Source organism: Rhodopila sp. (assembly GCF_035548095.1).
Taxonomy (GTDB): domain Bacteria; phylum Pseudomonadota; class Alphaproteobacteria; order Acetobacterales; family Acetobacteraceae; genus Rhodopila.
In genome coordinates this window covers 91,081-116,588 of the sequence record NZ_DASZUV010000015.1, presented here as the reverse complement: position 1 = coordinate 116,588, position 25,508 = coordinate 91,081, and the positions used below count along the sequence as shown (strand labels likewise).

At 67.3% G+C, this 25,508-nt stretch carries 18 protein-coding genes; 10 read left to right on the top strand and 8 right to left on the bottom strand.

The window, feature by feature from the left end; all coding sequences use genetic code 11:
* Nucleotides 1-57 precede the first annotated feature (57 nt).
* The 3 genes from VHC04_RS12305 (at nucleotide 58) to VHC04_RS12295 (ending at nucleotide 3,881) form a co-directional block, all read left to right on the top strand.
* A complete protein-coding gene (locus VHC04_RS12305; protein WP_325681544.1) occupies nucleotides 58-2,808 on the top strand; it encodes a mechanosensitive ion channel family protein in 2,751 nt (916 codons plus the stop codon).
* Entirely contained in the window at nucleotides 2,783-3,502 is a 720-nt protein-coding gene (locus VHC04_RS12300; protein WP_325681542.1) for a 2OG-Fe dioxygenase family protein, read from the top strand. The genes VHC04_RS12305 and VHC04_RS12300 overlap by 26 nt, the downstream gene beginning before the upstream one ends.
* 139 nt (nucleotides 3,503-3,641) lie before the next feature.
* Nucleotides 3,642-3,881, top strand: a complete 240-nt coding sequence (locus VHC04_RS12295; RefSeq protein ID WP_325681540.1) for an FmdB family zinc ribbon protein — start codon at nucleotides 3,642-3,644, stop codon at nucleotides 3,879-3,881.
* A 27-nt stretch (nucleotides 3,882-3,908) separates the two neighbouring features.
* Here the strand turns inward: VHC04_RS12295 and VHC04_RS12290 are convergent, their stop codons facing one another.
* The 3 genes from VHC04_RS12290 to VHC04_RS12280 are packed head-to-tail and all read right to left on the bottom strand — an operon-like array spanning nucleotide 3,909 to nucleotide 6,051.
* The gene (locus VHC04_RS12290) at nucleotides 3,909-4,676 is read right to left on the bottom strand and encodes an enoyl-CoA hydratase-related protein (RefSeq protein ID WP_325681538.1); all 768 of its coding nucleotides are present in this window, start codon (nucleotides 4,674-4,676) and stop codon (nucleotides 3,909-3,911) included.
* Nucleotides 4,669-5,286: a 2-hydroxychromene-2-carboxylate isomerase gene (locus VHC04_RS12285; RefSeq protein ID WP_325681536.1), complete on the bottom strand. Its 618-nt coding sequence runs from the start codon at nucleotides 5,284-5,286 to the stop codon at nucleotides 4,669-4,671. Before VHC04_RS12285 ends, VHC04_RS12290 begins: the two co-directional genes overlap by 8 nt.
* A 27-nt stretch (nucleotides 5,287-5,313) precedes the next feature.
* Nucleotides 5,314-6,051: a glutathione S-transferase N-terminal domain-containing protein gene (locus VHC04_RS12280; RefSeq protein ID WP_325681534.1), complete on the bottom strand. Its 738-nt coding sequence runs from the start codon at nucleotides 6,049-6,051 to the stop codon at nucleotides 5,314-5,316.
* Between the two features lie 395 nt (nucleotides 6,052-6,446).
* On the opposite strand from VHC04_RS12280, the gene glsA reads away from it, so the two are divergent.
* From glsA to VHC04_RS12255, 5 genes are all read left to right on the top strand, one after another.
* Complete coding sequence (gene glsA / locus VHC04_RS12275; RefSeq protein ID WP_325681532.1) at nucleotides 6,447-7,448, top strand: glutaminase A; 1,002 nt, start codon at nucleotides 6,447-6,449, stop codon at nucleotides 7,446-7,448.
* A 100-nt stretch (nucleotides 7,449-7,548) separates the two neighbouring features.
* On the top strand, nucleotides 7,549-9,147 hold the full coding sequence (locus VHC04_RS12270) for an MFS transporter (RefSeq protein WP_325681530.1): 1,599 nt from the start codon (nucleotides 7,549-7,551) through the stop codon (nucleotides 9,145-9,147).
* Between the two features lie 19 nt (nucleotides 9,148-9,166).
* Nucleotides 9,167-10,159 carry an asparaginase gene (locus tag VHC04_RS12265; RefSeq protein WP_325681528.1) on the top strand — a complete coding sequence of 331 codons (993 nt, stop codon included), beginning with the start codon at nucleotides 9,167-9,169 and terminating at the stop codon, nucleotides 10,157-10,159.
* Between the two features lie 60 nt (nucleotides 10,160-10,219).
* Nucleotides 10,220-11,809 (top strand): MFS transporter, encoded by a 1,590-nt coding sequence (locus VHC04_RS12260; protein WP_325681526.1) that lies wholly within the window; start codon nucleotides 10,220-10,222, stop codon nucleotides 11,807-11,809.
* Nucleotides 11,806-13,617 carry an SLC13 family permease gene (locus tag VHC04_RS12255; RefSeq protein WP_325681524.1) on the top strand — a complete coding sequence of 604 codons (1,812 nt, stop codon included), beginning with the start codon at nucleotides 11,806-11,808 and terminating at the stop codon, nucleotides 13,615-13,617. Before VHC04_RS12260 ends, VHC04_RS12255 begins: the two co-directional genes overlap by 4 nt.
* Nucleotides 13,618-13,636: 19 nt before the next feature.
* On the opposite strand, the gene VHC04_RS12250 is transcribed toward VHC04_RS12255, so the two are convergent.
* From VHC04_RS12250 to VHC04_RS12235, 4 genes are all read right to left on the bottom strand, one after another.
* On the bottom strand, nucleotides 13,637-17,116 hold the full coding sequence (locus VHC04_RS12250; RefSeq protein ID WP_325681758.1) for an FAD-dependent oxidoreductase: 3,480 nt from the start codon (nucleotides 17,114-17,116) through the stop codon (nucleotides 13,637-13,639).
* Between the two features lie 262 nt (nucleotides 17,117-17,378).
* Nucleotides 17,379-19,616 (bottom strand): ATP-binding protein, encoded by a 2,238-nt coding sequence (locus VHC04_RS12245; protein WP_325681522.1) that lies wholly within the window; start codon nucleotides 19,614-19,616, stop codon nucleotides 17,379-17,381.
* Between the two features lie 717 nt (nucleotides 19,617-20,333).
* Nucleotides 20,334-20,963, bottom strand: a complete 630-nt coding sequence (locus VHC04_RS12240; RefSeq protein ID WP_325681520.1) for a thiamine pyrophosphate-dependent enzyme — start codon at nucleotides 20,961-20,963, stop codon at nucleotides 20,334-20,336.
* Nucleotides 20,964-20,972: 9 nt separating this feature from the next.
* On the bottom strand, nucleotides 20,973-21,506 hold the full coding sequence (locus VHC04_RS12235; protein ID WP_325681518.1) for a decarboxylase: 534 nt from the start codon (nucleotides 21,504-21,506) through the stop codon (nucleotides 20,973-20,975).
* A gap of 176 nt (nucleotides 21,507-21,682) precedes the next feature.
* Here VHC04_RS12235 and tcuA point away from each other — a divergent pair, with 176 nt between their 5' ends.
* Entirely contained in the window at nucleotides 21,683-23,083 is a 1,401-nt protein-coding gene (gene tcuA, locus VHC04_RS12230; protein ID WP_325681516.1) for an FAD-dependent tricarballylate dehydrogenase TcuA, read from the top strand.
* A complete protein-coding gene (gene tcuB / locus VHC04_RS12225; protein WP_325681513.1) occupies nucleotides 23,070-24,179 on the top strand; it encodes a tricarballylate utilization 4Fe-4S protein TcuB in 1,110 nt (369 codons plus the stop codon). The genes tcuA and tcuB overlap by 14 nt, the downstream gene beginning before the upstream one ends.
* A 72-nt stretch (nucleotides 24,180-24,251) precedes the next feature.
* Here the strand turns inward: tcuB and VHC04_RS12220 are convergent, their stop codons facing one another.
* A complete protein-coding gene (locus VHC04_RS12220) occupies nucleotides 24,252-25,223 on the bottom strand; it encodes a quinone oxidoreductase family protein (protein WP_325681511.1) in 972 nt (323 codons plus the stop codon).
* Nucleotides 25,224-25,508: the final 285 nt, after the last annotated feature.

Here is a 25,508-nt window from a genome sequence, read left to right as displayed (position 1 = left end):
CCCACCGGCCGCAATAGTCGTTGACGATGGTCCGCCATCCGTGATCGTACGCCGGGTATGATGCGCACCGTCCTTGTCCTGGTCTGGGTCGCGGCCTGGCTGGGCGCCCTGGTGACCGGCTCCTTCGCCGCGGCGCCCGACGCCAACCCGGACAACGGGCCCGGCGGCCTTCGGCCCCCGGCCGCCGCCCCGCAGGATTCCGGCGCGCCGGAGAAGTCCCATGCGGACCGACCCGCGCCCGACAAGTCCGCAGCCGACAGGCCAGCCAGTGGCGCGGCGGCGAAACCGGCCGCGAGACCCGCCCCCAACAGTGTCGCGGCCAATAATGCCGCGCTCAACGGCATCACGCCGGAGCAGGCGAAGGCGGCGCTGGAGGTCCTGAACGACCCGGCGAAACGGGCCGCCTTCACCGCCACGTTGACCGCGTTGCTGAAGGCCGGCGGCGCGGCCGCGGCCCCCCCTCCGGCCGACGCCACCCAGACCAAGGTCGAGGGAATCTCCATCCCGCTGGCCCCTGACAGCCTGGGCGCGCAGGTGCTGGTGTCCGCGTCCAACTTCGCCACGCATCTGGGCGATGAGGCGATGGACGCGCTGAACGCGGCGCAAAGCCTGCCCCTGCTATGGGGCTGGGCGGTGGTGATGGCGACCAATCCCACCGCGCGGGACCTGCTGGAGGACGTGGTCTGGCGCCTCGCCCTGGCCGTCGCGCTGGCCGTGGCCGTGCACATGACGCTCCGCTGGGCGATGCGCCGGCCCATCCGGTCGCTGGAGGTGATCGCCCCGGCGGCGGAGCCGGCACAGTATCCGCCGCCGCCGGCTGATGCGGCCGCCCCCGACTGCATCGACGTCACGCTGCCGGACCCGCCTTTGCCGGCGCAGCCGGGGATCGCCGAACCGCCGGCCGATGCCGACGCCGTTGCCGCGCCCGACCCGGACACCGCCGCTGCCGAGGAGATCGGCACCGGCGAGGATGCCGACACCTATGAGGACACGCCCCCCCGTCCGCCCGCCTGGGTCCTGCTGCGGCGTCTGCCCCTGGTGCTGGCGCGCCTGGTGCTGGAGCTGATCCCGGTCCTGGGCATCATCGTCTCCGGCCATGTGATCGCCGCCTCCCGTCTCGGCGGGCACGAGGTCAGCCGGTTGATCATTCTGGCGGTCGTCGATTCCTACGCCTTGTGCGCCGGGCTGCTCTGCATCGCACGCATGCTGCTGTCGCCCGGCAAGTCGCGGCTCCGGCTTCTGCACCTGCCGGATACCGCCGCGGCCTACCTGATGTACTGGGTGCGCCGCCTGATCCTGGTGGCGGTGTTCGGCTACGCGATCGGGGAAGTCGGCCTGCTGCTGGGCCTGTCGCAGGATGCGCACGACCTGCTGCAGAAGGCGATGGGACTCGTGCTGCACGTGATGGTCGCGATCATCATCATCCAGAAGCGGCGCGCGGTGCGGCAGGTGCTGCGCGCGCCGCCGGGGCGGACCGGGTTCGGCGCGGCTCTGCGCAACCGCCTGGCCGCGGCCTGGCACTGGATCGCGCTGTTCCTTCTGTTCGGTGTCTGGCTTGTCTGGGCGATCGAGGTCCCGCACGGCTTCACCGTTCTGCTGCGCTATTCGGTGATTACCGGCGCGGTGATGATCGGCGCGCGGCTGACCGTCGTCGTGCTGCTGGGCGTCCTGGAACGGACGATGCGCCGGGAGACGACAGACGAGCGCACGGGCAGCCTGAACGCGCGGTTGAGCGTCTATTATCCCGTCGCCGCCCTGGCCGTGCGGGCGGTCATCTGGGTGATGAGCCTGCTGGGGCTGCTGCAGCTCTATGGCGCGAATACCTTCGTCTGGCTGATGACCAGCAACCTGGGCCAGCGGATGCTGGGCGCGGGCCTGACCATCCTGCTGACCGTGATCACCGCCTTCGTGGTTTGGGAGGCGGCGAACGCATCGGTGCATCGCCATCTCGACCGCCTGCAGGTCCAGGCCCAGTACGGCCGCTCCGCCCGGCTGCGCACCTTGCTGCCGCTGCTGCGCACCACGCTGCTGATCTGCATCGGCATCTTCGCCGGCCTGACGGTGCTGAGCGAGATCGGCATCAATGTCGCGCCCCTGCTGGCGGGCGCCGGCATCGTCGGCGTTGCCATCGGCTTCGGATCGCAGAAGCTGGTGCAGGACCTGATCAATGGCATCTTCCTGCTGCTGGAGAACGCCATGCAGGTGGGCGACTTCGTCACCGTCTCCGGCCTGTCCGGCACCGTCGAGGCCTTGTCGGTCCGGGCGATCCGGCTGCGGGCGTCGGACGGGTCGGTGCACCTGATCCCGTTCAGCGCCGTCACCAGCGTCACCAACGTCAACCGTGGCCTGGGCAATGCGTCGGTCACCGTCACGGTCGCGTATCAGGAGGACATCGACCAGGTGATGCTGGAGTTGAAAGCCGTCGCCGCGGAGATGCGCGAGGAGCCCACGCTGTCCGCGCAGATGCTGGGAGACCTGCAACTTTGGGGGGTCGACAAGGTTGATGGGGCGGGCGTTACGGTGTTGGGGCAGATCGTCTGCACCGATTCCGGTCGCTGGCCAGTGCAGCGCGAGTTCAACCGACGGATGAAGAAGCGGTTCCAGGAAAAGGGCATCCGGATGGTCAATCCGCTGCAGCGGATCGAGGTGTCCGCCATGATTCCCTCGCCCGACACCACAACGGCCAGCACCGCGACGGCCGGCACCGCGACGGCCGGCTCGCGGCCGGCACTTCCGCCCAAGGACCAGGGAGCGGACCAGGGACAGGACAAAAGGTTGGGCCATGAACACTCTCATGCCGCTGACTGAGGTAATCCGGCGGGACGGCTTTGCCTTCGTCACGGCGGCCGCGATGCGCGCGGCGCTGGAAGGGATCGGCGGATTGGCGGACTGGCCGGCTTTTGCCGCCAGCTGGGATGACCTGGGCCAGGACACCTACATGGCCGATGGCGGCCGCTACCGGAAACGGCGCCACGCGGTGTTCCATGTCGGGCCGTCGACCGGGATCGCGCGCCAGCCCGCCCAGCCGCATTATCAGAGCCGCGACTACAACACGCTGAATGGCGGTATCGAACGCTGGTTCCAGCCGGTGCTGCCGGCGGTCGGCCAGAGCGAGACACTGACCACGGTCCTGCGCTTCTGTCAGCGCCTGTTCGACCGGTTGGCCGGCGCGCAGGCATGGTTTGTGGAAGTGCACCAGTTCCGGATCGAGGCACGCAGCGGGGAGGCCGGGCGCCCGACCCCCGAGGGGATGCACCGGGATGGCGTGGATTATGTGCTGGTGCTGCTGATCGGGCGGCGCAACATCGCCAGCGGGGTGACATCAGTCCATGACCTGTCCGGGCGGATGCTGGGCGAGTTCACCCTGACGGAGCCGTTCGACGCGGCCCTGGTGGACGACCAGCGCGTGATGCACGGCGTCACGCCGGTCGAGCCGGTGGAACCGGCACAGCCGGCGCATCGGGACGTCCTGGTGGTGACATTCCGCCGGCGCGGGACGTAACGCGCGCGCCGCGCCAGCGCGGAGAAACGGCCCTTCCACCGGCCAAGGGAACGGGGTTCCTCGTCTCGGCGTCGCTCGTCCCGGGGTGGCGGGAGGGCATGGAAAATGCCATATCTGCGGCAAGAACAGGAGGGCGTTGATGCCGACCTATGAGTATGAGTGCGCGGATTGCGGCCCGTTCACCGATGTTCGGCCGATGTCCGAATACGATCAGCCGCAGCCATGTCCGGATTGCGGCGCGCTGGCGCCGCGCCTGCTGGCCTGCACCGCAATCGGTGGCGGGACAGCCGAACCCGGCGCCGCCGTGCCCGCTCGGGCGCATCCCGGCGGGTGTGCCTGCTGCGTGGCGCCTCGGCGGCTTTCCGCCGACGCGGCCTGACGCCGCCCAGCCGGCCGGCGCCCGGCTTCAACCCGGGGCGCGCGTCTTCTTGCGTGCCATGAAGGCGCCCATCAGGCGCTTCGCCTCCTCGGTCCCGTGCGCGGCGGCGACGGCGCGGATGCCCTGTTGCACGGCATCCGCGATGGACATCCTCTCCCAGTCACGGATCAGCTCCTTCTGCGCGCGGATCGCATTGGGACCGGCGCGGAGGATGTCGGTGACCCAGGCCTCCACCGCCTGATCCAGGTCGGCGGGTGCGGCGACCCGCTCGACAAGGCCGCAGCTGGCCGCTTCGGCACAGTCGATGTGCCGGCCGGTAAACACCAGCTCGCGGCTCTTCCCCCAGCCAATGAGTTGCGGCAGCAGGCACGCCTCCATCCCCGAAGGCAGCCCGAACAGCACCTCCGGCATGCCAAACCGGGCGGTATCGGCGGCGGCGCGCATATCGCAGGACGCGGCGATTTCCAGCCCGGCGCCCAGGCACCAGCCGTTGACGCGGGCGATGACCGGCACGGGCGTGCGGCGGACCGCCTCACAGACACGATGCGTCAGGCTCGGTCCCTCATCGGATTCGTGCCGCACGAAGGTGGACATTTCCGAGATGTTGGCGCCACCGATGAAGGATGTGTCGCCGGCGCCGGTCAGGATCACCACCCGCAGGTCCGGGTCGCGTGCGACCCGTTCGATCGTTTCGGCCAGTTCGCGCTTGCCGCCATTGCCCAGCGCATTGCGCTGGGCCGGGTTGTTCACCGTGATCGTGACGACGCCGCGATCGTCGCGCGCGGCTTCAATCATTCTGGCGGCGGCGCAGCACCGCATCCTTGACCAATGGCATGCGGTCATTGCCGAAATACATGTCGTCGCCGCCGACGAACATGGTGGGCGAGCCGAAGCCGCCGCGATCGATCAGTTCCTGCGTGTTGTTGCGCAGCTTGTCCTTGACGGATTGCTGCTCGATCCCCTCCAGCATCGCTTTCGGGTCGAGGCCGACTTTTTCACAGATCTCGGCGATCACCGGCACCTGGGAGATATCCTTGTCGTCGCCCCAGTACGCCTCGAACGTTGCCATCATGAACGGCACCAGCTTGTCGGAGCCTTCCAGCAGGCAGCAGATGCGCATCACCTTGACGCTGTTTACCGGAAAGACGGTGGGGCGATAGTGCATGCGGATGCCCAGGAAGCGGGCCCAGTCCATCTGGTCCTTCTTGCCATAAGCCTGTTTCGGGATGACCGGTTTCTCCCGAGAGTTGTGCACGCTGGGATTGACGGCGTTGAACACGCCGCCGACCAGGTGCGGACGCCAGTCAACGGTGACGCCGATCTCCTTCTGCATCTCGTGCAGGCTGTGGACGGCGAAATAGGTCCAGGGGCTGGAGAGATCGAAGAAGCATTCCACTTCGGCCATGATGGCGTGTCCTTTCCGGGAGTCTGGTTACGCGGCCGGCACGGAAGCCGGCACGGGGCGAGCGCGCTGGTTGTAGAGAATCCTGGCACGCCGCTCCTGCTCCTCGGGCGGCAGTTTCGTCACGTCTTCGGACAGATCACTGCCGACCGCCATGCCGCGCTGCACGCCGGGCCGAGCGGCGAGTTCCTGCTGCCATCGTTTGAAGTGGGGAAATTCCTCGATGTCCTGGCCTTGCATTTTCCAGTTCACGGTCCAGGGGTAGCAGATCATGTCGGCGATCGTGTAGTCGTCGCCGGCCAGGTAGCGGCTTTGATATAGCCGGTTGTTCAGCACGCCGTAGAGCCTGTTCGCTTCGTCCGTGAAACGGCGCACCGCATAGGACTGGTCGCCCTGCTTGTCGCCCAGGCGGCGGAAATGGCCGCATTCGCCCAGCTTCGGACCCTGGTTGGCCATCTGCCAGATCAGCCACTCGGTCACCGCGTATTTGCCGCGAATGTCCTGCGGGTAGAAGCGGCCGACCTTCTCGGCCAGGTACAGCATGATCGCCCCGGATTCGAACACCACGATCGGGTCGCCGCCGCCGGCCGGGCTTGTATCCACCATCACCGGCATGCGGTGGTTCGGGTTCATCGCCAGGAATTCGGGCGAGAACTGGTCGCCGCGGCCGATATTCACTGGCACGATCCGGTACGGGATCGCCGCCTCCTCCAGCAGGATCGTCACCTTCTTGCCGTTCGGTGTCGGCCAGTAATGCAGGTCTATCATGGATGCCTCCTCGGGTTTCCCCGGCTGCCTTGATGGTTGGCACCCATGCTAACCGCGTCGGCGCGGCGCGGTCTACGGTGGCCGGAGCGGCGGCGCGGGCGGACCGGTTCATCGCGGGTGAGCGGCGGCCGTGGCCGCGCATGCGTCGTGCCGATATCCGCACATCCCGGTTGCGGCCCGCCCCCGCCATCGCCGGCTGCCAGAAATCCGGCTACCGGCCGCAAGGTCTGATCGGCAGCCCGACGGAGCCGCTCCGTCTCGTGGACGGTACGGGATACCCGGGGTGGCCGTGAGACGGATCGCACGGGGCGGCGAACGCCATAGCATGTTATGTTGTGCTAAGATCGCCGTTGCTTGCCGCCCGCCCGCGGAAGCCATGATGCAGTGAGGGTCCCGTGTGTCCGTCTGTCGACGATGAAGCCGCGGATGTTTCGTATGTTTCGACCGGCCACCTTCCGCCGCCGAGCGATGTCGATGCGCTGCTGGGTGAAGCCCTGGCCCGCTATGGCGCTGTCGATGATGGCGACGTCGCCGATTACATCCCCGCGCTGGCGCGGGTGCCGCGCACGTTGTTCGGCATCTCGATCGTCGAGCCGAACGGAACGGTCCATGGAGTGGGCGACACGGACTATGGTTTTTCCATTCAAAGCGTGTCCAAGCCTTTTGTCTTCGCACTGATCTGTCAGGCGATTGGCGCCGACGCGGCGCGCGACAGGATCGGCGTCAACAGCACCGGCCTGCCGTTCAACTCGGTCATGGCGATCGAACTGAATGCGCACCGAACCATGAACCCGATGGTCAATGCGGGCGCGATCGCCACGACAAGCCTGGCGCCCGGCCAGTCCGCCGAGGCGAAATGGGCCTTCATCCAGGACGGCCTGTCCCGCTTCGCCGGCCGCCGGCTGGAACTGGACCAGGAGGTTTACGAGTCGGAGGCGGAAACGAACTTCCGTAACCGGGGCATCGCGAAACTGCTCGAAGGTTACGGCCGGATGTATTTCGACGCGCTGGAAGCGACCGACATCTACACCAGGCAATGTTCCTTGAGCGTGACGGCCCGCGACCTGGCGGTGATGGGCGCCACCCTGGCCGATGGTGGCATCAATCCGATCACCGAGGAACGCGTCATCGATGCCGCCCATTGCAAGCGGGTGCTGGCGGCGCTGGCAACGGCGGGGTTGTACGAGTTGTCCGGCGACTGGCTGTACGATGTCGGCCTGCCGGGAAAGAGCGGCGTCAGCGGCGGCATCGTCACCATCTCCCCCGGCAAATGCGGCCTCGCCACCTTCTCGCCGCCGCTGGATCATGCCGGGAACAGCATCCGCGGCCAGCTGGCGACCCGTTTCCTGTCGCGTCGGCTGGGCCTGAACCTGTTCGCCTCAAAACCCGACCACTGAAGCCGGCTTGCCGGGATCCTCTCGCTGCAGGAGTCAAGACGCCGTGCCATCGGGCTCTTCCACTCTCCCATCGGGCTCTTCCACCCTCACGGACCAGGACGTGACGAATTCCTGGGTCCCGATGATCGCCATCGCGCTGGGCCAGGTGCTGATGTCGTTCAATGTCGCTTCGTTGCCCGTCGCCCTGGGCGGCATGGTCGCCTCGTTCGGGGTGCCGCCGACGACGGTGGCGACGGGGATCGTCATGTATTCGCTGGCCGTCGCCGGCTTCGTCATGCTGGGCGCGAAACTGAACCAGCGTTTCGGCGCGCTGATCGTGTTCCGTTGCGTCGTGGCGCTGTTCGGCCTGGCGCAGGTGGTGATGACGTTCAGCCCGACGGCGAGCCTGATGCTGACCGCACAGTTGCTGTGCGGGCTGGCCGCCGCCGCCCTGGTGCCATCGCTGGTGGCATTGATCGCGGAGAATTATCGCGGCGTGCAGCAGGCCACCGCTGTCGGCGCGCTGGGATCCGCGCGCGCCGGTGCCGGCGTGGCGGCATTCACGGTCGGCGGCATATTGGGCACGTTCGTCGGCTGGCGGCCATCCTTCGGCATCCTGATCGTCCTGTCGGTGATCGTGCTGGTGCTGAGCAGACAGCTGAAGCGCGACCAGGGAAGGCCGGATGTCCATATCGACATGGTCGGCGTCGTGCTGGCCGCCGCCGCGATCATCCTGATCAGTTTCGGTTTCAACAACCTCAACCGCTGGGGCATGGGCATCGCCCGCCCGGCCGCGCCATTCTCCCTGTTCGGACTGTCGCCGGCCGTGCCGATGATCGTCATCGGCGTCGTGCTGGGCCAGGTGTTCCTGTCCTGGACGAGGCGGCGGGAGAAAGCCGGCAAGACACCATTGCTGGCGCTGTCGGTGATCGAGTCGAAGGAGGAACGCGCCGCGGTATACGCGATGTTCTCGGTCGTCGCGCTGGAGGCGGCGTTGAACTTCATGGTGCCGCTGTATATCCAGATCGTGCAAGGCCGCACACCGCTGGACACGGCGATTGCCATGATGCCGTTCAACCTGACGGTCTTCTTCGCCGCGATGCTGGTGGTGAAGCTCTACAACACGCTCTCGCCACGGCAGATCGCTCGATGCGGCTTCGTATTGTGCGCCGCCGCCCTGCTGTGGCTGTCATTGGTTGTCCGCAATGACTGGGAAACCCTTCCCGTCATCCTGGGACTGTTCGTCTTCGGCGTGGGCCAGGGTTCGCTCGTCACGCTGGTGTTCAACGTGCTGGTCACCTCCTCACCGAAGGAGCTGGCCAGTGACGTGGGTTCGCTGCGCGGCACGACGCAGAACCTGGCGGCGGCGGTCGGCACCGCCGTGGCCGGAGCGCTGGTCGTCAGCCTGCTGAGCGGGGCCGTCCTGCGCGGCATCGCCGACAATCCGCGCCTGCCGGCCGAGGTCCAGGCCCAGGTCGATCTCGACACCATCAATTTCGTCAGCAACGAACGCCTGGCGACGATCATGAGCCAGACCACGGCGACGCCGGAGCAGGTCCAGGAAGCCATCCGCGTCAATACCGAGGCCAGGCTGCGGGCGCTGAAGATCGGCTTGCTGACGATGGCGGGGCTGGCATTGCTGACCATCCTGCCGGCCGGACGCCTGCCAGGCTACAGGCCGGGAGAGATGCCGCCCGACCTGAATACCAGGAAGACGTGAGGCCACGGCGGAGAACGCGATGACCAAGCCAAGGCTGCTGATCCTGTCCTTGGGCGGAACGATCACCATGCTGCCCGGCGATGCCGGCGGGCTGACGCCGACGCTGGGCGCATCGGACCTGGTTGCGTCGGTGCCGGCATTGGCCGAGGTCGCGGAGATCGAGGCGCGCTCCCTGTTCCGCCTGCCCAGCCCGTCGCTGGCGATTGCCGATGTCCTGGAGGTGGCACGCGGGGTCGAGGCCGGTTTCGCATCCGGAACCGACGGCGCGGTGGTCATCCAGGGCACCGACACGATCGAGGAGACGGCGTTTCTGCTCGATCTGCTGGTCGCCGGCGACAAGCCCGTGGTGGTGGTCGGCGCGATGCGCGGCGCCGACGCGCCGGGGGCGGACGGACCGGCCAACCTGCTGGCCGCCGCCCGGGTCGCCGCGTGCCCGGACGCCCGAGGCCAGGGAACCCTGGTCGTGCTGAACTACGACATCCACGCCGCACGCTTCGTGCAGAAATCCCACACCACCCTGCCTTCGGCATTCGATTCACCGGGTTGCGGGCCGCTGGGCGTGGTGGCGGAAGGTCGGCCACGGTTTCATGCGCGCGTATCGCGGCTGCCGGCCTGGCCGGCCGGAGACGGCGCGCCGCCACCCGTTGCGCTGATAAAATGGGCCATGGGAGACGATGGTCGCATGCTCGCCGCGCTGCCGGACCTCGGCTACCGTGGCGTGGTGATCGAAGGCATGGGCGCCGGCCATGTCCCGGCCGGCGCCGCCCCGGCGGTTGGCGCCCTGGCCGCAAGATTGCCGGTGGTGCTGGCCAGCCGCGTGATCGCGGGACCGGTGTTCACCCGCACCTATGCCTATCCGGGGTCCGAGGTCGATCTTCTTCAGCGCGGCGCGGTCCCGGCCGGCATGTTGTCCGGCCTGAAGGCCCGCCTGCTGCTCGGACTGGCCTTGCGAAGACCACTTCCCCCCGGTGAGGTCGGCGCGGTTCAAGCCGCGTTCGGTCCTTATCAATAACCATCCTGATCCATGACGGCCGTATCGATCGCGTCCGGGACGCGGACATCGTGGAAACCCTTGCTGACCGTCGTTCTCGCCCAGGTCCTGCTGGCCTTCAACGTCGTATCGCTGCCGGTGGCGCTGGGCGGCATGGTCGAATCGTTCCAGGTTCCGCCGACGACCATAGCTACGAGCATCGTCGTCTACTCGCTCGCGGTCGCCGCGTTCGTGATGCTGGGCGCGAAGCTGAACCAGCGATTCGGCGCCCTGCGGATGTTCCGGTTTGGCGTGGCGGCGTTCGGCATTGTCGAAGTGGTCATGACCGTCAGCCCGACCGCCACCATCATGTTGATATCGCAACTTCTATGCGGGCTGGCCGCCGCGCTGCTGGTACCGGGGCTGGTCGCGCTGATCGCGGAGAACTATCGCGGACGCCAGCAGGAAACCGCCCTGGGGGCACTCGGTTCCGCCGCGGCAGGCGCTGCCTTGATGGCATTCCTGGTTGGCGGCTTCCTGGGCACCTATGTCGGCTGGCGCGTGGCCTTCGCCCTGCTGGTCGTGTTGTCAGCCGTGGTGCTGGTCCTCAGCCGCAGCTTGCGGCCGGATCACGGGCGGCCGGATGTGCGGATCGACGGCGTCGGTGCCGCGCTGGCAGCGGCCGCGATCATGCTGATCAGCATTGGCTTCAACAACCTGAACGGATGGGGCCTGGGCATCGCGCGTCCCGCCGCGCCATTCAGCCTGTTCGGCCTGTCCCCGGCCGCGCCGATGATCCTGCTGGGCGGCTTCCTCGGGCAGTGCTTTCTCGCCTGGACCAGACGGCGGGAGGCGGCGGGGAAGACCCCGCTGCTGGCGCTGTCGGTGATCGAGTCGCGGCAGGAACGCGCCGCGGTCTATGCGATGTTCTCGATTGGCGCGCTGGAGGCGGCGCTCAACTTCCTGGTGCCGCTGTATATCCAGATCGTGCAGGGCGGTTCGGCACTGGCGACCGCAGTTGCCATGATGCCGTTCAACCTGACGGTGTTCTTCACGGCGACCCTGGTGGTGCGGCTATACGGCAGGATGACACCCCGGCGGATCGGCCAATGCGGGTTCGCCCTGTGCGCGGTCGCCCTGCTCTGGCTGTCGTTTTCTATAGGCAACGACTGGGAGACGCTGCCCGTCATCGCCGGCCTGTGTCTGTTCGGCATCGGCCAGGGGATGCTGGTCACGCTGCTGTTCAATGTGCTCGTTTCCGCTTCCCCGAAGCAACTGGCGGGCGATGTCGGCTCGTTGCGCGGCACCACCGGGAATCTGGCAACCGCCGTCGGAACCGCCGTGATCGGCGCGCTGGTGGTCGCCGTGCTGGGCGGCGCGGTCATGCGCGAGCTGGCGGATAACCCGCATCTGCCGCCGGTGACGCAGTGGGCCGCACGGGGCGAGTTCGATCTGAGCGCAATCAATTTCATCAGCAACGACAAGCTTGCCGACATCATGAGCCGCACGGCGGCCACGCCGGATCAGGTGCGGGAAGTCACCCGGATCAATATCGACGCCCGCCTGCGCGCGCTGAAGATCGGGCTGCTGGCGCTGACGGGGGTTGCGCTGCTGGCGATCCTGCCGGCCGGTTGGTTGCCGGCCTACAAGCCGGAGGCGTTGACCGCCGAGGATATGCGGGAGACGGCATGAGCCCCAGCCTCATTACCTATATCATCATCGCAACGATGGTGGTTCTGTTCGTCACCAACCTGATCCCGACCGCGGTCACGGCGGTGCTCGTCACCCTGGCCCTGTATGCCACGGGCATCCTCGACCTCGGCCAGGCCTTGCGCGGCTTCGGCGATCCCACCGTCCTGTTCATTGCATCGCTGCTGGTGATCAGTGCCAGCCTCGATGCCACCGGGGTGACCGCCTGGGCGGGGCAGGCACTGATCACACGGACGGGAAGCAGCCGGTTGATGCTGGTCGCGCTGACGACCGTGGCGGCCGCCTTCTTCACCGCCCTGGTCGGGGTCAGCGGCGCCGTCGCCGCCCTGCTGCCGGTGGCCATCCTGGTCTCGGTCCGGCTGGGCCGGCCGCCGTCTCAGCTGCTGCTGCCGATGGTCTTCGCCGCCCATGCGGGATCGATGCTGGTGCTGACATCCAGCCTGGTAAACCTGGTGATTTCGGATGCCGCCACCCGGATCGGCCTGCCACCCCTGGGCTTCTTCGAACCCACGCTCGTCGGAATTCCGCTGGTGGCCGGAACCATCGTGATCGTCGTCCTCCTGGGTGAGCGGCTGCTGCCGGTCCGGCATGGCCGCATGATCCCGGATGATCTCAGCCGTCACTACAAGACGCTGGTGGAGCAGTATGACCTGTCGGATGGATTGTTCCGGCTGGAGATCAGGCCTCGTTCGCCGTATGTCGGACAACCGCAAGGCGCCATCTGGCTGGAGGACTTTCCCGGACTGAGCCTCGTCGCCGTTCAGGGGCCGGACGGCAGCGGCCCGCCGCGTCAGCCGGTACTGGCGGCCGGCGACCTGCTGCTGGTGCGCGGCGATGCGAAGCAGGTCGACCATCTGGCGGCGGCGATGCGCCTGCAGGTCCGCGAACGCGACACCTCGGGCGTGATCGACGGGGCATTGTTCAATACGACGGCCGGGCTGGCGGAGGTGGTCATCCCGCCACGCTCCGGGCTGATCGGCGAATCCATGTTCCCGGGCATGGTGACCTCCAGCGGCGACCTGATCGTGCTGGCGATCCAGCGCCGCGGCGAAACCTTGCGATCAGGGGAGACCGTGCTGGCCGCCGGGGACACGCTGCTGCTGCAAGGCAACTGGAAAGCGCTGGACAAGCACCTGCAGGATCCGGACGTGCTGGTGGTGAACAGTCCGGACCTGGTACGCCGCCAGGCGGTGCCGATGGGCGCCGGATCGAAACGCGCCGTGTTCGTACTGGCGGCGCTGGTGGTGATGCTGGCAACCGGTGCGGCACCGCCCGTTTTTGCGGGACTGCTGTGCGCCTGCGCGGTCATCCTGCTGCGCGTGCTGACGGTCGAGCAGGCATTCAGGGCGATCAACTGGACCGCGATCGTGATGATCGCCTCGCTGATGCCGCTGGCGACGGCCATGTACCAGACCGGCGCGGCGGGCCGGATGGCGGACGCGCTGGTCAGTCTGTGCGGCGATCGCAGCCAGTATTCGCTGCTGGCGGCGCTGTTCATCCTGACCGCCGGCCTGGCGCAGTTGCTCAGCAGCACGGCAACGGCGCTGATGATGATCCCGGTCGCGACGGCCGCGGCAACCGAAATCGGATTCTCGCCGCGTACCGCCCTGATGACCGTTGCGGTCGCGGCGGCGGCATCCTTCCTGACGCCGATCGCCGGCGGGGCGAACATGATGGTTCAGGGACCGGGCGGCTACCGGTTCGGCGACTATGCCAAGCTGGGCTGGCCCCTGATGCTGTGGTTCTTCTTCATCGCCATAGTCGTGGTGCCGGTCTTCTGGCCGGCATAGCCACCGCCGGCGCCTGCCCCTATGCCGCCGCCCGCATCCCCATCCGCCGCAGCGTCCGGTCGATCCATTGCGCCGTCAGCTTCTCCTGCGTGCCGTTCTGCATCAGCCGCTCATGCAAGGTCGGAAAGTCCACCCAGTCCAGCGCCTGGTCCTGGTTGAAGCAGGAGAACACCACGGATTTCGCCCCGGTCGCGGGATCGACATGCAGCTGCAGACACTGGGCGCAGACTTCCTTCATCATGCACTGCATCGGCGAGTTGATGGAGCCGATCGCGGAATGCCCCGGCTTCAGATACGGCGCCAGCACGCCGTGCCGAGCGACGCCGACCGCCTGCATCATCCGGTCGGAGCCGATGGCGATGATATGCTCCGCGTCCTTCAGCGGCACGGCCTGCGCGCCCAGCCGTCCGGCGCCGTAGGCGGCCATCGCCTGCACGATGTTGCCGACGAAGCTGCGGTCCTGCGGCCGCGCGGGGTTGGGGATGAAGCCGGGCGCTTCGTCACAACACCAGACGATGACATCGGCGGCACGTTCGATCTCATCCACCTTGTAACGGTCGCGCATCGCCTTGTAGCCGGCGAAGTAGATCACCTTGGTGCCGGCCGCGCGCAATGCCGCGCCAATGGAGAACAGTACCGCGTTGCCCAGGCCGCCGCCGACCAGGGCGACGGTGGTGTCGGAGTGGATCTCGGTCGGCGTGCCGGTCGGGCCCATCAGCACCACCGGTTCCCCCGGCTTCAGCAGCGCGCACAGGTCGGAGCTGCCGCCCATCTCCAGGGCGATGACGCTGACCAGGCCGGCCTCGGGGTCGGTCCAGGCGCCGGTCATCGCCAGGCCTTCCATGTTCAGGACGGTGCGGCCGATGCCGGGCTCATCGAAGCGCGGCGCCAGGACTTCGTAGTTCTGCAGACGATAGAACTGGCCCGGACGGAATGCCCGCGCGGCGGCGGGCGCCTTGACGACGACCTCCACGATGGTGGGGGTCAGGCGGTTCACCGCATGAACGCGGGCGGTCAGCGCGTCGCGCGCGGCCTCGATCACCTCGGCACCGTTGACCGGCGTGGCCGCATGCGCCTCCAGGATGCGCGACACGGCCGGGTAGCCTTGCTTCGCCCCGCCCATCGCCTTCACGACATTGCCGAAGAAGCTGGGGTGCAGATCGCCGAAGAAGCTGATGAAGCGGCCGTTTTCGGCGCGGTGCATCAGCACGCGCACGATATCGGGCTTGGCGAGGCCGCGCTGCGGCTCCACTTTCGCGCCGGTCTCATCGATGGCCTCGAAATACCGGCCGTCCAGGCGGATACGCCGGTCCTCGCGCGCCAGCACCGTGTTCGGCTGCGTACCGGCGGCCACCAGGATCGCCCGCGCCGGCAACACCACGTCCGATCCATCGGCGCGCTTCACGCGCAGGCCGGCGGCGTGGCCATATTCGTCGATCTCGACCGCGGCGGGGGTCAATCCCTCGGCAAAGTTCACCGCCTCCTCCATCGCCTTTTCCACTTCCTCGTGGTTCAGCGTGTAGGACGGCGAGTCCACCAGGCGGCGGCGATAGGCGATGGTCGCCCCGCCCCATTCGCTCAGCAGCCTTGCCAGCGCCGGTTCCCGTCCCTCGGCCCTCGCCGCCGCGCGTTCCGCCGCGATGGCGGCCGCGTGGACCAGGAACGCGTCGGCCGTGGCCGTCTCCTCCGCGTTCCAGCACGCCCGCACCGCCGCCTCGCCCTTCTCCGCGACCAGCGCGTGGTAGCGCAGGGCAAATTTCTCCACCTGCCGGACATAATAGGCCAGGCTTTCCGTGGCGGTGTCGATCGCGGTCAGGCCGCCGCCGATCACCACCACCGGCAGGCGGATCTGCAGGTTGGCGATCGAGGACATCTTCGCCGCGCCGGTCAATTGCAGCGCCATCAGGAAGTCGGAAGCCTGCCGCACGCCGCGCGCCAGGCCGTTCGGGATGTCCAGCACCGTCGGCTTGCCGGCGCCCATGCACAGCGCGATGTGGTCGAACCCCATCGCCCAGGCGTCGTCGATCCCCAGCGTGGCGCCGCCGCCGAAGCGCACGCCACCGAACATGGCGAACGCCGCCCGCCGCTCCAGCAGCACGCGGATCAGCTTCAGGTAGTTCTTGTTCCAGCGTACCGTGATGCCGTACTCGGCGACGCCGCCGAACCCAGCCATGACGCGGTCGTCCAGGTTCTCAAATAGCGTCTCGGCATCGCGGATCGGCTTGGTCAGGTCGATTCCCAGCGGCTCGATTTTCAGCCCGTCCACCGCGACGACGGTGTGCCCGTCATTCATCAGGTGGTGCGCCAGGGTGAAACCGGCCGGACCCAGGCCGACGATCAGCACCTTCCGCCCGCTGTCCGACCGCGGCAGCGGCCGATGGATGTTCAGCGGGTTCCAGCGCGTCATCAGCGCATAGATCTCGAACCCCCAGGGCAGGCGCAGCACGTCCTTCAGCACCGAGGTTTCGGCCTGCGGGATGTCCACCGGGGTCTGGCGCTGGTAGATGCAGGCCTTCATGCAGTCGTTGCAGATGCGATGCCCGGTCGCGGCCATCATCGGGTTGTCGATGGCGATCGTCGCGAAGGCGCCCAGCACATGCCCGCCGGCGCGCAGCGTGTGCATTTCGGAAATCTTCTCGTCCAGCGGACAGCCGTTCAGGGTCACGCCGAACACGGATTTCTGGAACTGGCCGGTCTTGCGGTCGCGCAGCCCGGTCGAGCAGGAATCCTTCCCCTGCGTGTGGCACCAGATGCAGTAGTTCATCTGGTCCAGCGCCTGCTGCGGCGTCATCCCGGCATCGGTCAGCGCAAAGCCCTCGCGGTGCCGCCAGTCATGTTCCGGCAGGCGCATCATCGTCACGCCGTCACGCACGACCGTCTCGATCGGCACCAAATGGTGCGGATCGATCTTTTTCGGCACGCCGAACAGCGTCCAGCCGGGATGCGCGTGCTGGCCCGCCTCGGTCAGCGTTGCCCAGGCGGCATAGCGCATCGCCAGGTCGAGCTTCTCGGCATCGCCTTCCCAGGCCGTGACCGCCTGGGCGAAGCCGGCCTCGGTCAGGGGGTCGGCCAGGGGGCCGGCCAGGGAGCCAGCCAGGGCCGCTTCCAGCTCCGCGCGCAAGGCGGCGCCATCGAAACCGGCGGGATCGGGATATTTCTTCACCGCCTGGCGCTGCACGAACAGGCGCTTGCAGGCATGGATCGGGTCCAGCGCCAGCGTGGCGTCCATCAGCGCCTGGGCTTCCGTCTCCACGCCGAACAGGGCGGCGAGGAACCGGTCGAGCACCGGCCCCAGCGCCACCACCAGGTCGGACTCGTCCCGTTTCGCCACCGCCTCCGGCGCCGCTCTGGCCGCCAGCAGCCGTTGATGCAGGTCGGGCGCCTGGGCTTCCAGTTCCCGCAGGAAGCGTTGGTCCAGGCGGATCAGCCCATCGCGTGTCGCAAGATCGGCGAAGGAAAAGCCAAATCCGAGCCGGGTAAATTCCCGGGGGGACTCCATGAAGGTCACGGCAGAGAACCATCTGTTGTTGGCGGGCCGGCGGCAAATGCCGGACCGCGATTTGGCGGGCCGCGTATGGCCGAGCGAGGCGCGCTGCGGATGCCACAGCGCGGGCGAGGAGGCAACCGCGTCGCCGCGGAGGCTGGAATGATATGGGGGCACCAAGCCGCCGGGCCAGCCATGCGCTGAATCAAAGCGGCGGCCACGGCAGGCCGGCGCGGGACCTGCCGTCCGGGCGACGCAGGTCGCTGTCAGGCGGGGATCATCGTTCCGCCGACCTTTCCGTCTCCGCCGGGACGAGATGTGCCAGCAGCATATCGGTCAGCGCCGACAGCGTCAGCGGCTTGGTCAGCTGGTCGTCCATCCCCGCCGCCAGGCTGGCTTCCCGGCTGCCGGGCATGGCGTGAGCCGTCACCGCGATGATCGGTGTTCGCCGGCCGGTGAGGTGTTCCAACTGGCGCATCGCCCTCGTCGCTTCATAGCCGTCCATTTCCGGCATCTGACAGTCCATCAGCACCAGGTCGAAGCGCCGGGACCGGTACGCGGCCACCGCCTGAAGCCCATCCGTGGCGGTGGACACCGTGCAGCCCAGGGTCTCCAGCAATGCAACGGTCACCCGCATATTCGCGGGATTGTCCTCCACCAGCAGGATCGATGGGGCGGACAGCCCCAGCTGTCGCAGTGCCGATTGGAAGGCGCGACCCGCCGGCGTGGACACCGCCGGCGGCGGGGAGGACGGGGCGGGCGCGGCAATGGTCGGGCCAGACACGGGCGCCGCCGGAGACGAATGTTCAGGACCGGGTTCCGCAGCGATCGCCTGCACCTCTGGCGGCAGTGCCGTGGATCGCTGCACATAGACGGTAAACCAGAAGGTGGAGCCAAGACCCGGCTCGCTGCGCACACCGATGTCGCCATCCATCATGTGGCAGAGCTGGCGGGCGATCGACAATCCCAGGCCGGTGCCGCCGTACCGGCGGGTCATGGAATTGTCCGACTGCGCGAACGCCTCGAAGATCGTCGCCTGCTGGCCGGCGGCGATGCCGATGCCGGTATCCGACACCTCGAAGCGCAGGCGCAGGCCCGAACCCAGCTCCTGTTCCAGCGCGACACGGATGGTCACGCTGCCGCTGGCGGTGAACTTCACCGCATTGCCGACCAGGTTGCTGAGGATCTGCAGCAGCCGATGCGAATCGCCCAGCACGACGATGTTGAGCGAGTCCGGCACCACCGCCGCCAGGGTCAGTCCCTTGGCGCGGGCCTGATCCGCCAGCAGCAGGCGCACATCGTGCACCAGGGTCGGCAGGTGGAACGGCGCCATTTCCAGCTCCAGCTTGCCGGTCTCGATCTTCGACAGGTCCAGGATGTCGTCGACCACACGCAGCAATGCCTTGCTCGAGGCGAGGGCGCTGTCGAGATAGCGCCGTTGCGGCTGCGTGAGGTCCGTGAGGCGCATCAATTCGATGCTGCCGATCACCTCGTTCAGCGGTGTCCGCAACTCGTGACTCATATTCGCCAGGAACTGAGTCTTGGCCTGGCTCGACATCTCGGCCTGGTGCAATGCCTGGCGGGTCTCCGCGGCGGTTCGGCGCAGGCCGGCCAGCATCTGATTGAACGCGGCGCCCAGCCGGCGGATCTCCTGCGGCACCAGCCCGCGGAACCGGGGAACCGATACCTCGTCATTGCCGGCCAGCACCGCCTCGGCGATCGCGGCGACCTGGCGAAGCGGGCGGGTCAGGGACAGCGCGAACATCCAGGTCAGACAGAGCACGCCAATGAAGGAGGATGCGGCGATCATCACGGCGAGCGTCCTCACCTCATCGGAGTGCTCCCTCAATTCGGTGATGGGCTGGGAAACCAGCACGCCCCATCCGACGCTCGGCACGGCCGCGTAGCCGGCGACCATGTCCGTTCCATAGGCGGTGGAATGGAACGAGCCGACGCCGGTCTGTCCCTTCAGGATGGCGGCCACCAGAGGTTCGCCGGACAGGTCGCGGCCGGTGGCGACCCACTGGGGAAGCGGGTGCGCGATCACATGGCCCTTGCCGTCGACGATCATCGCGTACCCCTTGTCGCCGAACATGACGGAGCGCTGCAGCGACACCAGATAGGCCGTGCTGACGACGCCGAGGCCCATGCGTCCGTTCGGCAGTGCCCGGACGAGGTAGAAGACCGGGCGACCATCGTCGTCATGATAGACGGCGCTGATCGCCACCTGGCCCGGATTGGCGGCCACGAGGTCGCGCAGCCGGGCCAGAACCGGCGCGCCCGGCGGGTGCGAGCGGCCGTCCAATCCCTTCAACCCGGTCTCGGGGAGGCCATCGGGATCCAGGATGCACACATGCAGGAAGTCCAGCGACGTCAGCAGATCGACCAGCGCCGGTGCCGGCGCGGCCAGTCCATTGCCGTCGACGGCGACGCCGAAGGCGGCCTTGATGTCCTCGCCATACCGTCCCATCGCCGCGGCCAGATTGCGCGCGATCAGAAGATGCCGCTCAGGCACCGACTCCATTTCGAGCCGAAAGCTCGACCGGCTCCCCCAAAACGCTAAGGCGGCGATCGGCAGGGCGACCACAATCAGAAATGCGATGATGAGCAGATTGCACAACCTGGGGCCACGCACCGAACTGGGGCTGCGCACCGAAGATCGCGACCCGTGACCTTCGCTCGGCTCGCGCCGCGGTGGCGGCGCCGTCCCACGATCCCCGGGAGCCGTCAGCATGCGGTTGCTCATTCCCCTTACGCGACCGGTCGACCAGGGCGCTGGTACCGTCGAGCAGATACAGAACTTGATATTTTTAGTCAAAGGACTGATTTTTGGATTACCCGATTGGCCTAAAGGCAAATTATTGCCGTTGCAACAAAATTGCAATGAATTGTAGTGCTATGAAGCGCGCGGAATCGGGCCTGCGTGGGGGCCTGCGTGGACCCTGGTCTGTGCGGACTCTGGTCTGTGCGGACTCTGGTCTGTGCGGACCCTGGCCTTCGGGCCTGCGGGCTCAATCCGGCCGAGCCGTGCGAGAGAGGTGAGTCGCTTTTTTGCGACGCCGCCGGCGCCGGTGAAGATGGAGCTGGTGAGGATCAAGCCAACGGCCTGCGGTCGGGCCGGCGCCCATGAGCGGGCAGGCACGCGCAGGCATGCCTTGATCAACGGGACGTCGCGGGCAGGCGCCCTGAGGGACCGGAAGCCGGCGGCGGACTCCGCCGCCAGCCTGTGCCGCTACTTGCGGACGCCCAGGCCGCGCATGAACTGATCGCGGATACGGGACGGATCGCGCTCCGTCGTATCGACCGGCTTGCCGGTGTCGATCCGGCAGCCGATCAGCCAGGGACCATCTTCCTTCAACGCGCGCCCGACCAGCTCCGCGAAGGCATCCTCATCCGCCGCCCAGGCGCTCTGCGCGAGGCCGGATGCCCGGGCGATGCCGACAATGTCGGCGCCCCGCGCCGTCATGGTCATCTGGCCGCCGGTAATCTGGTAGGTTCCGTTGTCCATGATGACGATGCACAGATTTTTCGGCGCGCGCGCCGCCACTGTGGACAGGGCGCCGAGCTGCATCAGGATGGAGCCATCGCCTTCCAGGGCGAAGGTCTTGCGCGTCGGCTGGGCGATGGCGACGCCCAGGGCGATCGGCACCGCCAGGCCCATGCTGCCCAGCATGTAGAAATTCTGCTGGCGCCGGCCGGACGGGGTCTCGGAGGCCGCCCACAGGTCGAAATTGGTGTAGCCGATGCCGCCGATCACCGCCTCATCCTGCTTCAGCAGGCTGACCAGCCGCCTGGTGATCTCGAACCGGTTCATCACCTTGGCCTGATCCCGGGTTGCCGGGTGGTTCGCGAGGTTCGCCATCACACGCTCCTACTTCGCGAAGACTTTGCCGCCGGTCAGCAGCGGCGACAGGATGAAGCAGACCGGCCCCAGCGTCGCGACGGCCTGGGTGATGCTGCGATCGACGATGAACTCGACCTCGTCGAGCCGGGTCATGGTGTGATGCTCGATCGCAAGGGCGTCCAGCACCGGGCGCATCGTCCGAGCCACCAGCATCTGGCCGATGTTGAACTCGCCCAGCGTGCCGCGTTCCGACACCATCATCAGGGTCGGGATCTGGAACGGCACGGACAGCGAGGCAATCACGTTCGGCAGCGTGGCGAAGCCGGAGGTCTGCATCAGCAGGATGCCGCGCGTGCCGCCCATCCAGGCGCCGGCGGTGATGCCAAGGCCTTCCTCCTCCCGCGTCACGGCAAAGGACGTGAAGAACGGGTCGGCCTCGATGGCACTGATCAGCGGCCGCAGGACGTTGTCGGGCACATACACCACCAGGCTGACATTGTGGCGTTTCAGGACGTCCCGGACGATTTCGTACCAGGCGCGCCCGTCGGTGTCGGCGTTCATCGGCTCCCCTCCCACGCATGGGACGGTGCCGTGTGTCATGAAATCCGCGCCGCGGCAATGGCGCAGGCAGCGGCCGCCGGCGCCCGGGGGGCGGTGCCCGGGGGGCGGTGCCCGGGACGCACCCACTTGCGCTGGGACCGGGATCGATTAGACAAAACCGGGCCTGGAGGGGACGGATGCCTGATCGGACAAAGACCTACGATGTGCTGGTTGCCGGCGGCGGCAATGCCGCGCTGTGTGCCGCCATCACCGCGCGCCAGGCCGGCGCCAGCGTGCTTCTGCTGGAAGGGGCGCCGAAGGCGTTTCGTGGCGGGAACAGCCGCCATACCCGGAACTTGCGCGCCATGCACGACGCGCCGAACGATGTCCTGACCGATGCCTACAAGGAAGACGAGTATTGGGACGACCTGCTGCGCGTCACCGGCGGCCAGACCGACGAGGCGCTGGCGCGGATGACCATCAGGGCGTCATCGGGGGTATTCGGGTGGATGCAGCAATGCGGCGTACGCTTCCAGCCATCCCTGACCGGCACGCTGAACCTGGGACGCACCAACGCCTTCTTCCTGGGCGGCGGCAAGGCGCTGGTCAACGCCTACTACCTCACCGCCGAACGTCTCGGGGTCGAAATCCTGTATGATACCGAGGTGATTTCGCTGAACATGGAGGACGGCAGCGTCCGGTCCATCGACATCACCTACAAGGGGTTTCCGGAAACCCTGCACGCGCGTTGCGTGGTGGCGTCGGCCGGCGGCTTCCAGGCCAACCTGGACTGGATGCGCGAGTACTGGGGCGACGCGGTGGATAATTTCGTCATCCGCGGCACGCCCTATAACAAGGGCCGCGTCTTGAAGAACCTGCTGGACCAGGGCGTCGCGGCGATCGGTGATCCGACGCAGTGCCATGCCGTGGCATTGGACGCGCGTGCCCCGAAATTCGATGGCGGCATCACCACGCGCCTGGACAGCGTGCCCTACAGCGTCGTGGTCAACCGCAACGGCGACCGCTTCTATGACGAAGGCGAGGATGTCTGGCCGAAACGCTATGCCATCTGGGGCCGGCTGATTGCCCAGCAGCCGGGTCAGATCGCCTATTCGATCTGCGATTCGAAGGCCTTCCCGCTGTTCATGCCGTCGGTCTACCCGGCGATCAGGGCGAATACGCTGGAGGAGCTGGCCGTCAGGATGAAGCTGGACCCGGCGAAGGTCCGTGCCACCATCGACACCTTCAACAAGGCGGTGAAGCCCGGCCAGGTATTCGACAACCTGAAGCTGGACGGCAACCGCACGGAAGGCCTGACGCCGGAGAAGACCAACTGGGCCCGCGCGGTCGATCGGCCGCCCTTCTATGGCTACCCGCTGCGGCCCGGCATCACCTTCACCTATCTGGGCGTCCGCGTGAACGATAAGGCGCAGGTCCTCATGGACAACGGACAGCCCGCCGGCAACCTGTTCGCCTCCGGCGAGATCATGGCCGGCAACATCCTCGGCAAGGGCTATCTTGCCGGTTTCGGAATGACCATCGGCACCGTCTTCGGCCGGATCGCCGGACAGGAGGCCGCCCAACGTGCAAGAAACTGACGCCGTCCTCACCGCTCGGCGGGAGATGGAGATCTGCAATGCGTGCCGCTATTGTGAAGGGTTTTGCGCGGTCTTCCCGGCGGTGGAGCTGCGGCGGGAATTTTCCGGCGGCGACCTGAGCTACCTGGCCAACCTGTGCCACAACTGCCGCGGCTGCTACTACGCCTGCCAATACGCTCCGCCGCACGAATGGGGCATCAACGTGCCTCGCACGCTGGCCGAGGTGCGGGCACAAAGCTACGCCGAATATGCGTGGCCGCCCGCCCTGGCCCAGGCGTTCGAGCGCAACGGCACGGTGGTTTCGCTGATCACCGCGGGCGCGATCGCCCTGGTGCTGTTCCTGGCCACGGTGCTGAACGAAAGCCAGACATTCTGGGGCGCGCACGGCGTGGCGCCGAACTCGTTCTACAAGGTCATTCCGCTGGCGGTGATGCAGGTGATGGGCATCCTGACTTTCGGGTTCGCGATCTTCGCCATGCTGATGGGATTGCGGAATTTCTGGCGGGAGGCCGGCACGCGGGAAAAGATCACGTTCCCGGTGATCGGTATCGCGCTGCACGACATGTTCAGCCTGAAATACCTGGGCGGCGGCGGTAACGGCTGCAACGACAATTCCGAGGCGTTCTCCATGCGCCGGCGCCGCCTGCACCATGCCATGTTCTACGGCTTCATGCTGTGCTTCGCGGCGACATGCGTCGGCTTCATCTATCACAGCTTCCTGGGCTGGCCCGCGCCCTACCCGTTCTTCAGCCTGCCCGTGCTGCTGGGCACGGCCGGCGGCATCCTGCTGACCATCGGCACGGTCGGGTTGTTCGCGATGAAACTGGTCGACGATCCGATGCCGGCGGTGCGCCGCCTGCTGGGCGGCGACGTCGCTATGCTGCTGCTGCTGGCACTGATCGCCGTCACCGGACTGGTACTGCTGATGGTCCGCGCCACCGGCGCGATGGGGCTGGCGCTGTCCATCCACCTGGGCTTCGTGCTGGCGTTCTTCCTGGTGCTGCCATACTCGAAGATGGTGCACGGGCTGTATCGCGCCGCCGCCCTGCTGCGGCGGGCGGCGGAACGGGACATGAAGCCGCTTGGCGGAGAATGAGCCTGGGCGGAGAATGAACCGGTAGAAGAATGAACCGGCGGGGCGGCATCATCGGCCGCCCCGCTGCCGATTTTACGGGATCAGGACGGTGCTGCCCGTGGTCTTGCGGGCTTCCAGCGCGATATGCGCCCGTGCCGCGTCCTGCAGCGGAAAGGTCTGGTTGACATGGATCTTCACCGCGCCCTTGGCGACCACGTCGAACAGATCGTTCGCCACCGTTTCCAGATCGGCGCGCTTGGCGATGTAGGTCGCCAGTGACGGCCGGGTCAGGAACAGGCTGCCCTTGGCGGCCAGAATGGAGATATCCACCGGTGGCACCGGGCCAGACGCATTGCCGAAACTGACCATCAGCCCCAGCGGCGCGAGGCAGTCGAGACTGGCACCGAAGGTCTCCTTGCCAACGCTATCATAGACGACCGGCACGCCGGCACCGCCGGTGATCTTCTTCACCTGCGTGGCCAGGTTCTCATGCCCGACCAGGACATGCGCCGCGCCATTCGCCCTGGCCATCTCCGCCTTCGCCTCGGTCGAGACGACACCGATCACCGTGGCGCCAAGATGCTTCGCCCATTGGCACATGATCAGCCCGACACCGCCGGCAGCGGCATGCACGACGATGGTTTCGCCGGCCTGCACACGATGGGTCCGGCGCAGCAGGTACTGCGCGGTCATCCCTTGCAGCATCATCGCCGCCGCCGTCTGGAAATCGATCGCGTCCGGCACCTTCACCACGCGGTCGGCCGCAATCACGCGGTGCGTCGCGTAGCCGCCGATCGCTCCGGCATAGGCGACCCGGTCGCCCGGTTTCAGGCCGGTCACCGCCGATCCGACCGCCGTGATCGTCCCCGCGCCTTCCTGACCGATCACCAGCGGCATGCTGGGCGCCTTGTAGAGCCCGGTGCGGAAATAGACGTCGATGTAGTTGAGCCCGACGGCCCGTTGCTCCAGCAGCACCTCATTCGGGCCGGGTTCGGGCATCGGGATAGTCTCCCAAACCATCACTTCCGGACCGCCATTGGCATGAATGCGGATCGCCTTGGCCATTTCTTTCTCCATGAAGCCGCCGGCACAGGGTCCGGCGGGTTGGGCGAAGCCTGCTCCCTTAGCGGCTTGTATGGGTAGGGGCAATGTAGGGCATTCTCGCACGGCACGAGACACCAGGGCCAGAGTGACCCGAGGGCCGGAGTGACCCGGGCGGGCCCTGCCTGTCCCGGCGCCGGGCCGGTACGTAATGCCGAGCGGCACCGATGAAGGCCGTTGAAGGCCGTCGGGACAGGCGGGCTGGATTGCGCTTTTCCCGGTGGTTATGCTCAGTACTGGCGCGTGGCA

Excerpts from the sequence above, each read along its gene's own strand:
- VHC04_RS12300 (WP_325681542.1), top strand. The coding sequence starts at position 2,783 with ATGAACACTCTCATGCCGCTGACTGAGGTAATCCGGCGGGACGGCTTT.
- VHC04_RS12255 (WP_325681524.1), top strand. The coding sequence starts at position 11,806 with ATGAGCCCCAGCCTCATTACCTATATCATCATCGCAACGATGGTGGTT.
- VHC04_RS12305 (WP_325681544.1), top strand. The coding sequence starts at position 58 with ATGATGCGCACCGTCCTTGTCCTGGTCTGGGTCGCGGCCTGGCTGGGC.
- VHC04_RS12250 (WP_325681758.1), bottom strand. The coding sequence starts at position 17,116 with ATGGAGTCCCCCCGGGAATTTACCCGGCTCGGATTTGGCTTTTCCTTC.
- VHC04_RS12265 (WP_325681528.1), top strand. The coding sequence starts at position 9,167 with ATGACCAAGCCAAGGCTGCTGATCCTGTCCTTGGGCGGAACGATCACC.
- VHC04_RS12235 (WP_325681518.1), bottom strand. The coding sequence starts at position 21,506 with ATGAACGCCGACACCGACGGGCGCGCCTGGTACGAAATCGTCCGGGAC.
- VHC04_RS12290 (WP_325681538.1), bottom strand. The coding sequence starts at position 4,676 with ATGATTGAAGCCGCGCGCGACGATCGCGGCGTCGTCACGATCACGGTG.
- VHC04_RS12285 (WP_325681536.1), bottom strand. The coding sequence starts at position 5,286 with ATGGCCGAAGTGGAATGCTTCTTCGATCTCTCCAGCCCCTGGACCTAT.
- tcuA (WP_325681516.1), top strand. The coding sequence starts at position 21,683 with ATGCCTGATCGGACAAAGACCTACGATGTGCTGGTTGCCGGCGGCGGC.
- VHC04_RS12295 (WP_325681540.1), top strand. The coding sequence starts at position 3,642 with ATGCCGACCTATGAGTATGAGTGCGCGGATTGCGGCCCGTTCACCGAT.
- VHC04_RS12280 (WP_325681534.1), bottom strand. The coding sequence starts at position 6,051 with ATGATAGACCTGCATTACTGGCCGACACCGAACGGCAAGAAGGTGACG.
- VHC04_RS12220 (WP_325681511.1), bottom strand. The coding sequence starts at position 25,223 with ATGGCCAAGGCGATCCGCATTCATGCCAATGGCGGTCCGGAAGTGATG.
- VHC04_RS12240 (WP_325681520.1), bottom strand. The coding sequence starts at position 20,963 with ATGGCGAACCTCGCGAACCACCCGGCAACCCGGGATCAGGCCAAGGTG.